This is a genomic window from Pseudomonas sp. GM25, from assembly GCF_000282255.1.
GTDB classification, from domain to species: domain Bacteria; phylum Pseudomonadota; class Gammaproteobacteria; order Pseudomonadales; family Pseudomonadaceae; genus Aquipseudomonas; species Aquipseudomonas aphyarum.
The window spans coordinates 1-14789 of sequence record NZ_AKJQ01000042.1; the positions used below are offsets into that span (position 1 = coordinate 1).

Annotated in this window: 2 protein-coding genes (1 of these 2 running past the window's edge); both read left to right on the forward strand. The window is 64.3% G+C overall.

From position 1 onward, the window contains the following. Positions 1-10124: non-ribosomal peptide synthetase (locus tag PMI24_RS16905; RefSeq protein WP_007955992.1), on the forward strand; the 10124-nt coding region annotated here is incomplete at its 5' end. Continuing rightward, positions 10121-14789, forward strand: partial view of a non-ribosomal peptide synthase/polyketide synthase gene (locus PMI24_RS16910; protein ID WP_007955993.1) — the 5' portion only. Its footprint extends 17915 nt past the window's final position; 4669 of the gene's 22584 nt are visible here — the first part of the coding sequence; it begins with the start codon at positions 10121-10123; its stop codon lies beyond the right edge, outside the window. The genes PMI24_RS16905 and PMI24_RS16910, both read left to right, overlap by 4 nt.

Below are 14789 nucleotides of genomic sequence, written 5' to 3' on the forward strand. Positions count from 1 at the left end.
TGGCCCGTCAGGACGGCCAGGAGCCGCTGCGTCTGGTGGCGTATTTCACGGCCGAAGAGGGCGTGGACAGCGCCAGCCTGCGCGAACAATTGCAAGCGCGCCTGCCTGAATACATGGTGCCCTCGGCCTGGGTGCAGCTCGACGCCTTGCCGCTGAACAACAACGGCAAGGTCGACCGCAAAGCCTTGCCGCGGCCGGATCCGAGCGCTTGGCTCAGCCAGGCATACGAAGCCCCGCAAGGCCCGGTGGAAACCGCGCTGGCGCAGATCTGGGCCGATGTCCTGAAGCTGGAAAAGGTCGGTCGCCACGACAACTTCTTCGAGCTGGGCGGCCATTCGCTGCTGGCGGTGAGCCTGATCGAGCGCCTGCGCCGGATCGGCCTGAGCACCGATGTGCGTGTGCTCTTCAGCCAACCCACTCTGGCTGCACTGGCGGCAGCGGTGGGCAGCGGTCGCGAGATCGAAGTGCCCGCCAACCGTATTCCGGCTGATTGCACCCACATCACCCCGGACCTGCTGAGCCTCACCGAACTGGATCAGGCCAGCATCGACCGGATCGTCGCCACGGTGCCCGGCGGCGCTGCCAACGTGCAGGAAATCTACCCGCTGGCGCCGTTGCAGGAAGGCATCCTTTATCACCACTTGAGCGCGGAGCAGGGCGACCCGTACCTGCTGCAATCGCGGCTGGCCTTCGACAGTGTCGAACGTCTGCGGACCTTCACCGACACCTTGCAGCAGGTCATCGCACGCCACGACATCCTGCGCACCAGCGTTGTCCACGAAGGCCTGGCGAACCCTCATCAAGTGGTTTGGCGCCACGCCGAACTGGTGGTGCAGCACGTAACGCTGGACCCGGTGCAGGGTGACATCCTCGAGCAGTTGCACGAGCGTTTCGACGCCCGTCACTACCGCCTCGACATCAGCCAGGCGCCGCTGCTGCGCATGGTGTATGCCGAAGATCCGAAGCAGCAGCGCGTGGTGGCGATCCTGCTGTCCCATCACCTGATCCTTGATCACACCGCGTTGGAAGTGATCGTCGAGGAAATGCGCGGTGTGATGTTCGGTGAGGTCGAAAACCTTTCGGTGCCGATCCCTTATCGAAACTACGTGGCTCAGGCACGTCTGGGGCTCGGCGAGCAGGAGCACGAAACGTTCTTCCGCGAGATGCTCGGCGACATCGACGAACCGACCCTGCCGCTGGGACTGCGGGACGTGCAGGGCGACGGTCACGGCGTCGAGGAAGCGCTGCAACCGGTGGCTGCGGAGCTCAACGGGCGCCTGCGTGAACAGGCCCGGCAACTGGGCGTGAGCGCGGCCAGCCTGATGCACCTGGCCTGGGCGCAAGTGCTGGGCGTGCTGTCGAACCGCGGCGATGTGGTGTTCGGCACGGTGATGATGGGGCGGATGCAAGGGGGCGATGGTGCCGACCGGGCGCTGGGGGTGTTCATCAACACCTTGCCGCTGCGCATCGATGTCGGCGCCGGCGCGCGCGATGGGGTCAAGGCGACCCATGCACGGCTGACGGCATTGCTCGGGCATGAACATGCTTCGCTGGCACTGGCCCAGCGTTGCAGTGGTGTCGCCGCGTCGTCGCCATTGTTCAGTGCCTTGTTCAACTACCGTCACAGTGCGCCTGCGCAGTCGTCGCAGAACGGGCAGGGCATCTGGGAGGGCGTGCAGAAACTCGGCGGTGAAGAACGCACTAACTACCCGCTGACCTTGAGTGTCGACGATCTGGGCGAAGGCTTTGCCTTGTCGGTGCTGGCGGTGAGCCAGATCGGCGCGCAACGGATTTGCAGTTACATGCACACCGCGCTGGAGCAACTGGTGCAGGCGCTGGAACAGACGCCGCAAAAACCGTTGAACCGCTTGCCGATCCTTTCGACTGCGGAGCTGGAGCGTCTGGTCGACGGCTTCAATCCACCGGTTACGGCCTATCCCCGTGGCGCGACGATTCATGCAATGGTCGAGGTTCAGGCCGAGCGCACCCCGAATGCCCTCGCGGTGATTCAAGGTGCGCAACAGCTGACCTACGGGCAGCTTAATCAGCGTGCCAACCGACTGGCCCATCACTTGATCGGCCTCGGTGTGCAACCGGACGACCGCGTCGCGCTCTGCGTGCGTCGTGGCCCGCAGATGCTGGTCGGCCTGCTGGCGATTCTCAAGGCTGGCGCCGGTTATGTGCCGGTGGACCCGGCGCATCCGGCTGAACGCATTGCCTACCTGTTGCAGGACAGCGATCCGGTGGCCGTGCTCGCACAGGCTTCGACCCGGGATCTGCTGGGCATGATGCCGGTGATCGATCTGGACAGTGACGCCTGGCGACACCTGCCCGACAGCAATCCACAACTGCCGTACCTGACCCCGGCGCACCTTGCGTACGTGATCTACACCTCGGGCTCCACCGGCCAGCCGAAAGGCGTGATGGTCGAACATGCGACTTTGGAAAACCTTGTGCACTGGCACGCCGAAGCCTTTGACCTGCACGCCGGCAGCCACACCGCCAGCGTTGCCGGGTTCGGTTTCGATGCAATGGCCTGGGAAGTCTGGCCGGCGCTGTGCGTCGGCGCGACGTTGCACTTGCCGCCAGAATCGGTGAGCAATGAGCATCTGGACGAACTGCTCGACTGGTGGAGGGCGCAGCCGTTGCAGGTGAGCTTCTTGCCGACGCCAGTGGCCGAATACGCCTTCAGTCGCGAGCTGCAACACCCGACCCTGCGCACCTTGCTGATCGGTGGTGACAAGCTGCGTCAGTTCAACCGTGCGCAGAGCTTTGCGGTAATCAACAACTACGGCCCGACCGAAGCCACGGTGGTCGCTACGTCCGGCCCGGTGGAAGTCGGCCAGCCGCTGCACATCGGCCGGCCGATGGCCAACGCCCGTATCTATCTGCTCGACGACCAACAACGCCCGGTGCCAGTAGGTGTGACGGGCGAGTTGTACGTCGCCGGCGCTGGGGTGGCGCGCGGTTATCTGAACCGTACCGATCTGACCGCCGAACGCTTCCTCACCGACCCGTTCAGCGATCAGCCGCAGGCGCGGATGTACCGCACCGGCGACCTCGCACGCTGGCTGGCGGACGGCAACATCGAGTACCTGGGCCGCAACGACGATCAGGTCAAACTGCGCGGCGTGCGGGTTGAACTGGGAGAAATCGAAGCGGCGCTGGCCAGTCATCCGGCGGTGCAGGACGCGGTGGCGCTGGTGCGCGACGGGCAGTTGCTGGTGTGGTTCACCGAACGTGCGCCTGCCGATATCGAAGCCTTGCGTAATCATCTGCAAACCCGTTTGCCGCAAGCGCTGATCCCGGCGGCTTACGTGCGCCTCGACGCCTTGCCGCTGACCGCCAACGGCAAACTCGACCGCAAGGCCTTGCCGGAACCGGATCAGAACGCCTGGCTCAGCCGCGAATACGCAGCCCCGCAAGGCCCGCTGGAAACCGCGCTGGCACAGATCTGGGCCGATGTCCTGAAGCTGGAAAAAGTCGGTCGCCACGACAACTTCTTCGAACTGGGCGGCCACTCGCTGCTGGCCGTCAGCCTGATCGAACGCCTGCGCCAGATCGGCCTGAACACCGACGTGCGCGTGCTGTTCAGCCAGCCGACTCTGGCAGCCCTGGCCGCAGCGGTGGGCAGCGGTCGCGAAATCGAAGTGCCGGCCAACCGCATTCCAGCTGATTGCGCCCATATCACCCCGGACCTGCTGAACCTCACCGAACTGGATCAGCCGAGCATCGACCGGATCGTTGCCACAGTGCCGGGCGGCGCCGCCAACGTGCAGGACATTTATCCGCTGGCACCGTTGCAGGAAGGCATCCTCTATCACCACTTGAGCGCAGAGCAGGGCGACCCGTACCTGCTGCAATCGCGGCTGGCCTTCGACAGCGTCGAGCGTGTGGAAGCGTTCGCGGCAGCGCTGCGCCAGGTCATTTCCCGTCACGACATCCTGCGCACGGCGGTGATCTGGCAGGAACTGGCCGAGCCGATGCAAGTGGTCTCGCGTCACGTCGAGCTGCCGGTACAGGAGATCGTGCTCGACCCGGCGGATGGCGATGTCCTCGAGCAGTTGCACGGGCGTTTCGATGCCCGGCACTACCGGCTCGACATCAGTCAGGCACCGTTGCTGCGTCTGGTGTATGCCCGTGATCCGGCCCACGATCGGGTAGTCGCGATGTTGCTGTTCCACCATGTCGTGATGGATCACACCGCGCTGGACGTGGTGCAGCACGAAATGCTCGCCTGCCTGCAAGGGCATGAAACTTCGCTGGGTGCGGCCGTGCCTTACCGTAACTACGTGGCGCAGGCGCGGCTGGGTGTCAGCGAGCAGGAGCACGAAGCGTTCTTCCACGAAATGCTCGGCGACATCGACGAGCCGACCCTGCCGTTCGGATTGCAGGATGTACAAGGTGACGGTAGCGACATCGAGGAAACGCAGCAGGCTCTGACCGAAGCGACCGGCCAGCGTCTGCGCAGCCTCGCACGGCAACTGGGCATCAGCGTGGCCAGCCTGTTCCACCTTGCGTGGGCACAGGTGCTGGCCGCGACATCCGGGCAGGATCGTGTGGTATTCGGCACGGTGCTGATGGGCCGGATGCAGGGCGGCGAGGGTGCCGACCGGGCGTTGGGGATGTTCATCAACACCTTGCCGCTGCGGGTCGATCTGGGGACAACTCCGGTGCGCGAAGGGGCTCGGGCGACGCATGCGCGTCTGAGTGCTTTGCTCGGTCATGAACACGCTTCACTGGCGCTGGCCCAGCGTTGCAGCGGTGTGGCCGCACCATCGCCGCTGTTCAGTTCGATGCTCAACTACCGGCACAGCGCCGACGAGGCGCAACAGCAAAGCGTGCGTCGGGCCTGGCAAGGCATCGAGACCCTGAGCAGCGAGGAGCGCACCAACTATCCATTGAGCCTGGGTGTCGATGATCTGGGCAGCGGTTTTGTGCTCACCGCCATGACCCCGGCGAGCATTGGTTCGCAGCGGATCTGCGACTACATGCAGACCGCGCTGGAGGCACTGGCGGATGCTCTGGAGCAGGCACCGGATCAGCCGCTGAACCGCTTGCCGATCCTTGACGGCGCAGAACGTCAGCAGGTGCTGTACGACCTCAACGTCACCGACACCGCAGACGATCTGGAGCAGACCGTTCACGGGCTGTTCGAGGCACAAGTACAACGCACGCCGCAAGCCGTTGCGTTGCAGGCCGGTGAACAGCGGCTGACTTACGCCGAGCTCAACGCACAGGCCAACCGTCTGGCCCATCACCTGCGCGAACTGGGCGTGGGGCCGGATGCGCGGGTGGCGATCTGTGTCGAGCGCGGGCTGGAGCTGATAGTCGGTCTGGTCGGTATTCTCAAGGCGGGCGGTGCCTATGTGCCGCTGGACCCGGCGTATCCGGCGGAACGTCTGGATTACATGCTCAAGGACAGCGCCCCGGTGGCGGTGCTGGTTCATGGGGCGACGCGTGAGTTGCTGGGCGAGAGCACCGCGCTGGTGATCGATCTGGATCAGGCTCACTGGACATTCAATCCGGACGACAATCCGCAAGTGCCGAACCTGAGCGCTTCGAACCTGGCCTATGTGATCTACACCTCCGGTTCGACCGGTTCGCCGAAAGGTGTGATGGTCGAGCATCGCGGCGTGGGCAATTTGTTGCACTGGAGTTCTCAGCTGTGTCCTGCCGTGACGGACGGCGCCCTGTTGCAGAAAACCCCGTTCAGTTTCGATGCCTCGGTCTGGGAGCTGTTCTGGCCGTTGGGCGCCGGTTTGCGTCTGGTGCTGGCGCGTCCTGACGGGCACCGCGAGCCGGCGTATCTGGCGCAGGTGATTCGCGAGCAGCGGATCAGCGTGATCCAGTTCGTGCCGGTGCTGTTGCAACAGTTCCTCGAGCAGGACGATGTCAGCCAGTGCAGCAGCCTCACCGATGTGTTCTGTGGTGGCGGCGACCTGACCCCGGCGCTGGCTCGTCTGGTACGTGAGCGTTTGCCGAAAGTGCGTTTGCACAACGTCTACGGTCCGACTGAAGCCACGGTCGACAGCACGGTGTGGACGCTGGAACCGTCGATGCCGGTGCCGGACAGTGCGTTGCCGATCGGACGGCCGATCAACAACACCCGTCTGTATGTACTCGACGCCGCCGAACGGCCGGTGCCGATGGGCGTCACCGGTCAGTTGTTCATTGGCGGTGCCGGGGTTGCGCGGGGTTATCTGGGGTTACCGCAATTGATGGTCGAACGGTTTATCCCGAGCCCGTTCGTGGCCGGCGATCGGCTGTACGCCACGGGCGACCGGGTGCGTTACCGCGCCGATGGCCAGCTCGAATTCATCGGGCGCAACGACTTCCAGGTCAAGCTGCGTGGCTTGCGTCTGGAACCGGGTGAGATCGAAGCGCAACTGTTGAGCCATCCAGCCTTGCGAGAAGCCGTGGTGCTGGTGCGTGAGGAGCGTCTGGTGGCGTACTTCACCTGGCACGCCGAAGCCGGGCAACCGGGGATCGAGGCGTTGCGCGAACACTTGCTCGCACGCTTACCCGATTACATGGTGCCGTCGGCATTCGTCGCGCTCGACAGCCTGCCGCTGAGCCCCAACGGCAAGGTAGATCGCAAGGCGCTGCCGGCCCCCGGTGCCGAGTCGGTGCTGGTGCGTGAATACGAACCTCCCGTCGGCGAGACCGAAATCGCTTTGGCCCGGTTGTGGGCCGAGGTGCTGAAAGTCGAGCGGGTCGGGCGTCACGATCACTTCTTTGAACTGGGCGGGCACTCGCTGCTGGCGGTGAGCCTGATCGAACGCATGCGTCAGATCGGCCTGAGCACCGACGTGCGCGTGCTGTTCAGTCAGCCGACCCTGGCCGCACTGGCCGCCGCCGTGGGCAGCGGGCGGGAAATCGAAGTGCCGGCCAATCGCATCGCGGCCGGTTGCACCCGCATCACCCTGGACATGCTGACGCTGGTTTCGCTGGATCAGGCCGCTATCGAACGCGTGGTGTCCAGCGTGCCGGGCGGCGCCGCGAACGTGCAGGATATTTATCCGTTGGCGCCGTTGCAGGAAGGCATTCTTTACCACCACTTGAGTGCGGGAGAAGGCGATCCCTACCTGCTGCAATCGCGGCTGGCGTTTGACAGTCTTGAACGTCTGCAGCGTTTCAGCGCAGCGTTGCAACACGTCATCGACCGCCATGACGTGTTGCGTACCGGTGTGGTGTGGGAAGGTTTGAGCGTGCCGGTGCAGGTCGTGTGGCGTCGGGCTGAACTGGTGGTGCAGGAGGTCATGCTGGATCCTTCGGCCGGCGACATCCTTGAACAACTGCACGCCCGCTTCGATGCCCGGCATTACCGCCTCGACATCGCTCAGGCGCCGTTGCTGCGGTTGGTGTACGCCCGCGATCCGGCCCATGACCGGGTGGTGGCGATGCTGCTGTTCCATCACATCGTGCTCGACCACACTGCGCTGGAAGTGGTGCGCCATGAAATGCAGGCGTACCTGCGTGGGGCCGACGAGCCGTTGCCAGCGGCGGTGCCGTACCGCAACTACGTGGCGCAGGCGCGGCTAGGCGTCACGGAGCAGGAACATGAAGCGTTCTTCCGCGACATGCTCGGCGACATCGACGAGCCGACTTTGCCGTTCAGCCTGCGCGATGTGCGCGGCGACGGACGCGGCATTGAGGAAGTGCAGCAGGCGCTCGACAACGGCCTGAACCTGCGTCTGCGCAGTCAGGCGCGGCAGCTGGGCATCAGCGTGGCCAGCCTGTTCCACCTCGCGTGGGCCCAGGTATTGGCGGCGACGTCCGGGCAGGACAATGTAGTGTTCGGCACTGTGTTGATGGGCCGGATGCAGGGCGGTCAGGGCGCCGACCGCGCGCTGGGCATGTTCATCAACACCTTGCCGTTGCGGGTCGATCTTGGCGAAACCCCGGTGCGCGAAGCGGTCAAGGCGACGCATCAGCGTCTCACCGCGCTGCTGGGGCATGAGCATGCTTCGCTGGCGCTGGCCCAGCGTTGCAGCGGGATCGCGGCGCCGTCGCCGTTGTTCAGCGCGATGCTCAACTACCGGCATAGTCACGGCGCCGAGCATTCGGACAGCGTGATTCAGGCCTGGCAAGGCATCGAGACCCTGAGCAGTGAAGAACGCACCAACTACCCGCTGAGCCTGAACGTCGATGACCTGGGCAACGGTTTCTCGTTGATTGCCATGGTGCCGGCGGACATTGGCGCGCAGCGGATTTGCGGTTACATGCAAACGGCGCTGTTGGCGTTGGTGGAGGCGCTGGAGCAGGCACCGACGCGGGCGATGAATCGTTTGCCGATTCTTGAGGGGGGTGAGCGGCAGCGGTTGTTGTTCGACCTCAATGCTACGGACGTCGGCTACGACCTTGAGCAGAGCATTCATGGTCTGTTCGAGGCGCAAGTGTTGCGCACGCCGCAGGCGGTGGCGGTGCTTTCCGGTGAACAGCGACTGAGTTATGCCGAGCTGAATGCTCGGGCCAACCGTTTGGCCCATCACTTGCGCGGTTTGGGTGTTGGCCCGGATGCGCGGGTGGCGATCTGTGTCGAGCGCGGGCTGGAAATGGTGGTCGGGTTGCTGGCCATTTTGAAGGCTGGCGGCGGTTATGTGCCGCTGGATCCGGCGTATCCGCTGGAGCGTCTGGCCTACATGCTGGAAGACAGCGCGCCGTCGGCGGTGTTGGTGCAGGGCTCGACTCGCGGGTTGTTGGGTGAGGTGGCGGTGCCGGTGGTCGATCTGGATCACGACACCTGGCAATCGCTGTCGGGCGATAACTTGTCGGTCGATGGACTGACTCCGCAGCACACGGCTTACGTGATTTACACCTCGGGTTCGACCGGTCAGCCGAAAGGCGTGATCAACGAGCATTCAGGGGTGGTCAACCGCTTGCTGTGGATGCAGGACGCCTATCGCCTTGGCTTCGAAGATGCGGTGCTGCAAAAGACGCCGTTCAGCTTCGACGTCTCGGTCTGGGAGTTCTTCTGGCCACTGATGACCGGCGCCCGGTTGGTGATGGCCCGTCCGGGCGGGCACAAGGATCCGCTGTACCTCAGCGAAGTGATCGAACAACAGCAGATCACCACGCTGCACTTCGTGCCGTCGATGCTCGACGTGTTCCTCGCCCATGGCGACACCGCACGTTGCAACGGCTTGCGTCAGGTGATGTGCAGCGGTGAAGCCTTGCCGGGCAGTCTGGTGCGGCGCTTCAAACAGCAATTGCCGAACAGTGGTTTGCACAACCTCTATGGCCCGACCGAAGCAGCGGTGGACGTCACGGCGTGGGATTGCGCCGGGCCCGTCGACACCACGCCGGACAACACGCCAATCGGCAAACCGATCGCCAACACCCGCATGTACATCCTCGATGCCCAGCAGCAACCGGTGCCGCAAGGCGTGGTCGGCGAGTTGTACATCGGTGGTGTGCAGGTGGCGCGGGGTTACCTGAACCGTCCTGAACTCAGCGCTGAGCGTTTCCTTCAGGATCCATTCCAGCCCAATGGTCGGATGTACCGCACCGGCGACGTCGCTCGTTATCTGGCCAATGGCAACATCGAATACCTGGGCCGCAACGACGATCAGGTGAAGATCCGAGGCCTGCGTATCGAACTCGGTGAAATCCAGTCACGCCTGACCGACATCAGCGGCGTGCAGGAAGCGGCGGTGCTGGCCCGCGAAGACGTACCGGGGGACAAACGTCTGGTCGCCTATTACACCGGCGCCCGCCTGGAAATCGACGTACTGCGCGGTCACCTGCTCGAACACCTACCGGATTACATGGTGCCGGCGGTGTTCATGCACCTCGATGCGCTGCCACTGAGCCCCAACGGCAAACTCGACCGCAAGGCCTTGCCATTGCCGGATCAAGCTTCTGTGATCACACGTGAATACGAAGCACCGGTCGGCGAAGTGGAAATCCTCTTGGCCGGACTGTGGGCCGAACTGCTCAACGTGGAACGGGTAGGGCGCCACGACAACTTTTTTGAACTGGGCGGGCACTCATTGCTGGCGGTCAGTCTGATCGGCCGGTTACGTCAGGAAGGCATGGAAGCCGAAGTCAGGGCGTTGTTTGAACAACCGACCCTGGCCGGTTACGCCGCAATTACGGAAAGAATGGAGATCGTCCTGTGAACGTGATCGAACTGTTGGCAACACTCAAGGCTAAAGACATCCAGTTGGCGGTCACCGACGACCAGTTGCGGGTACAGGGCAACAAACAGGCGCTGAGCGATCCGGCGGTGCTGGCGCTGTTGCGCGAGCACAAACCGGCGCTGATCGAACTGATCAAGGCCGGGCAATATTCAGCGACCAAGAGCGGTCAGGTCGAGGTGCCGGCCAATGGCATTGCACCGGGCACCACACGCATCACTCCGGCAATGCTGACCCTGGCGGAACTTGATCAGGTGACCATCGACCGTCTGGTTGCCGACGTGCCGGGCGGTGCGGCCAATGTGCAGGACATCTACCCGCTGGCGCCGTTGCAGGAAGGCATTCTTTACCACCATGTCAGCGCCACGCAGGGTGATCCGTACGTGATGCAGGCGCATTTCGCCTTTGCAGATCGCGGGCGCTTGAACGCGTTCGTTCAGGCTTTGCAGGCCGTGATCGATCGTCACGACATCCTGCGTACGGCGGTGGTATGGGATGGACTGGATACGCCGCAGCAAGTGGTCTGGCGTCACGCCGAATTGCCGGTGGAAGAGATCGATGCCGAAGGCGATGCGCTGGCGTACTTGCATGAGCGTTTCGATGCCCGGGAATTCCGCATGGATGTGGGCCGGGCGCCGATGATGCGCCTGGCCCATGCGTGGGACGAAACCGGGCAACGTGTGGTTGCGACGTTGCTGTTCCATCACATGGCGCTGGATCACTCGGCGCTCGATGTGGTGCGGCATGAGATGCGTGCGTTCCTCACGGGGCAGGGCAATCTGCTGGGGCGGCCGGTCGCGTTCCGTGATTACGTGGCGCAGGCGCGACTGGGTGTCAGCGAGAGCGAGCACGAGGCGTTCTTCCGCGACATGCTCGGCGATATCGACGAGCCGACCTTGCCGTTTGGTTTGCAGGATGTGCAGGGCGACGGGCACGGCATCACCGAGTTGAGCGTGCCGGTGGAGTCAGCATTGGGCCAACGCCTGCGGGGGCAGGCGCGGCAGCTCGGAGTGAGCGCGGCTAGCCTGTTTCATCTGGCCTGGGCGCAGGTGCTGGCCACGCTTGCCGGCAAGCAACGCGTGGTGTTCGGCACAGTGTTGATGGGCCGTCTGCAAGGCGCCGAAGCTACCGACCGGGCGCTGGGCATTTTCATCAACACTTTGCCGGTGCGGGTCGATGTCGACACCCAGAGCGTACGCAGCGCCGTGCAGGCGACCCACGCGCGCCTGACCACGTTGATGCGTCATGAACACGCGCCGCTGGCGCTGGCCCAGCGTTGCAGCAGCGTGGCCGCACCGACGCCGCTGTTCAGCGCTTTGCTCAATTACCGTCACAGCCATGGCGCCGGGTCGGCCAGCGCACAAACCCTGTCGGCGTGGGAAGGCATCACCACTCTGCACTCGGAAGAACGCACCAATTATCCGCTGACCCTGAGTATCGATGACCTGGGCGATGCTTTCAGCCTGACCCTGCTCGCCACCACTGAGATCGACCCGCAGCGGGTGTGCGATTACATGCTCGGTGCCCTGAACGGTCTGGTGTCCGCGCTGGAACAGGTGCCGGATTCGCCGATCAGCCAGGTATCGATCCTGCCGGACGCGGAGCGCGAGCAGATCCTGCGCGGCTTCAATGCGACCCGGGCCGACTATCCGCAAGGGCTGACAATTCACCAACGTTTCGAGGCGCAAGTCATCGAACGGCCGGAAGCGGTGGCGGCGGTGTTCCTCGGTGAACAGGTCACCTACGCCGAACTGAACCTGCACGCCAACGCCCTGGCCCATCATCTGATCAGCCTGGGCGTTCGCCCCGATGATCGCGTGGCCATCGTCGCCCGCCGAGGGCTGGATACGCTGGCCGGCCTGCTGGCGATTCTCAAGGCCGGCGCCGGTTACGTGCCGGTCGACCCGGCGCATCCGGCCGAGCGCCTGAGCTACCTGCTCAGCGACAGCGCCCCGGTGGTGGTGCTGACCCAGAGCGATCTGCGTAATCGACTGCCGACGCTGGACGTCCCGGTCATCGACCTAGACCGCCGCACCTGGCCACTGAGCCTGGCCCTCGACCCGCAGGTGCCGGGGCTGACCAACGAGCATCTGGCCTACGTGATCTACACCTCGGGCTCGACCGGTCTGCCCAAGGGCGTGATGGTCGAACACCGCACCCTGTCCAACCTCGTCGATTGGCATTGCGGCGCGTTCGATCTGTGCGCCGGCCGCCACACGTCAAGCCTTGCCGGCTTCGGTTTCGACGCCATGGCCTGGGAAGTCTGGCCGGCCCTGTGTGCCGGCGCGACCCTGCACCTGGCCCCGACTCGCGACGGCAACGAAGACATCGACGCTTTGCTCGACTGGTGGCGCGCGCAGCCGCTGGACGTGAGCTTCCTGCCCACGCCGGTGGCCGAATATGCCTTCAGTCAAAACCTCGAACACCCGACCTTGCGCACACTGCTGATCGGCGGCGATCGCCTGCGGCAGTTCAGCCGTCACCAGCATTTCGATGTGATCAACAACTACGGCCCGACCGAAGCCACGGTGGTGGCGACCTCGGGCAAGGTCGACGCCGGGCAGGCGCTGCACATCGGTCGGCCGGTGAGCAATGCCACGGTCTACCTGCTGGATGAACAGCAACGTCCAGTGCCTATCGGCGTGGCGGGGGAGTTGTATGTCGGTGGCGCCGGGGTTGCCCGGGGGTATCTGAACCGTCCCGAGCTGACGGCCGAGCGCTTTCTCGACGATCCGTTCAACAGCGGGCGCATGTATCGCACGGGTGACCTCGCACGCTGGCAAAGCGACGGCACTCTCGAATACCTGGGACGCAACGACGATCAGGTGAAGATTCGCGGCGTGCGCATCGAGCTGGGCGAGATTGAAACCCGCCTCAACCAGCTCCCCGGTATTCAGGAAGCGGTATTGCTGGCCCGTGAAGACGAACCCGGCCAGCCGCGGCTCGTCGCCTATTACACCGAACAGGCTCAGGTCGAACCGCAACCGGTGGCTGAGTTGCGTGCTTGCCTGCTGGCGCAATTGCCCGAGTACATGGTGCCGACGGCGTTCGTGCGACTGGATGCGTTGCCGCTGACCGCCAACGGCAAGGTCGACCGCAAGGCCTTGCCAGCGCCGGATCGCGCGGCGCTGTTCACTCGCGAGTACGAAGCACCGCAAGGCGAACTGGAAACCGCGCTGGCGCAGATCTGGGGCGAAGTGCTGCAAGTCGAGCGGGTCGGGCGCCGGGACCACTTCTTCGAACTGGGGGGGCATTCGCTGCTGGCGATGCGCATGGTGTCCCAGGTTCGCCAACGCCTGGGCGTCGAGCTGGCCCTCAGTGAGCTGTTCGCCAATGCCGAACTGGCGGCGGTCGCCGAGGTGCTGGCCCGGGCCGGTCGCAGCTCGCAACCGGCGATTGTCCCAGTGCCTCGCGACGGTGCGCTGCCGCTGTCGTTCGCCCAGCAACGGCTGTGGTTTCTGGCGCGGATGGAAGGAGTCAACACGGCCTACAACATTCCGCTGGGCCTGCGCCTGCGCGGTCATCTCGACGAAACAGCGCTGCAACAGGCATTGGCGCGGATCGTCGAGCGTCACGAAACCCTGCGCAGCCGTTTTGTCCCGCACGACGATGATGTGCAGGTGATGATTGCGCCGCTCGACATTGGCGTGCTGCTACGGGACGAAGATCTGCGTCAGCATCCACGCGCCGACGAAGCCTTGCAGACATTGATCCGTGAACAGGCCTCGACCCCGTTCGATTTGCAGCACGATTCGCTAATTCGCGGGTGTCTGGTGCGGTTGGCCGACGACCACCATGTGTTGCTGCTGACCCTGCACCACATCATCTCCGATGGCTGGTCGATGGGCGTTCTGACCCGTGAACTGATGGCGCTGTATCAGGCGTTCAGCCATGGCCTGGCCAATCCGCTGCCACCGCTGGCGCTGCAATATGCCGACTACGCGATCTGGCAACGGCGCTGGTTGAGCGGTGAAGTGCTGCAACGGCAGAGCGATTACTGGCAGCAGAATCTGGTCGGGGCCCCGACCTTGCTGGTGCTGCCGACCGATCGTCCGCGTCCGGCGCAACAGGATTACACCGGCGCCAGCGTCGAGTTCCGGCTCGATGAACCGCTGAGCGCCGGGCTCAAGGCGCTGAGCCAGCGGCACGGCGTGACGATGTACATGACGATGGTGAGCGCCTGGGCGCTGTTGCTCGGTCGCTTGTCCGGGCAGTCGGACGTGGTGGTCGGCTCGCCGATTGCCAACCGTGGCCGGGCGGAAATCGAGGGTTTGATTGGCTTGTTCATCAACACCCTGGCCCTGCGCATTGACACCTCCGGCGAGCTCAGCGTCGAGGCGCTGCTGGCTCGGGTCAAAGCGCTGACGTTACAGGCTCAGGCCCATCAGGACCTGCCTTTCGAACAAGTGGTGGAGGTCACCCGGCCGGCGCGCAGCCTGTCCCACAGCCCGTTGTTCCAGAACACCTTGAGCTGGGAAAACAGCGTCGGCCCGGCGCTGGCGCTGGGTGAGCTGGCACTGGAAAGCGTGGCCGGCCCGACCCGTTTCGCCAAGTTCGACCTGTCGCTGACCCTGGGCGAAACCCACGAGGGCATTCGCGGCGTGATGGAATACGCCACGGCGTTGTTCGATGAGTCGACCATCCAGC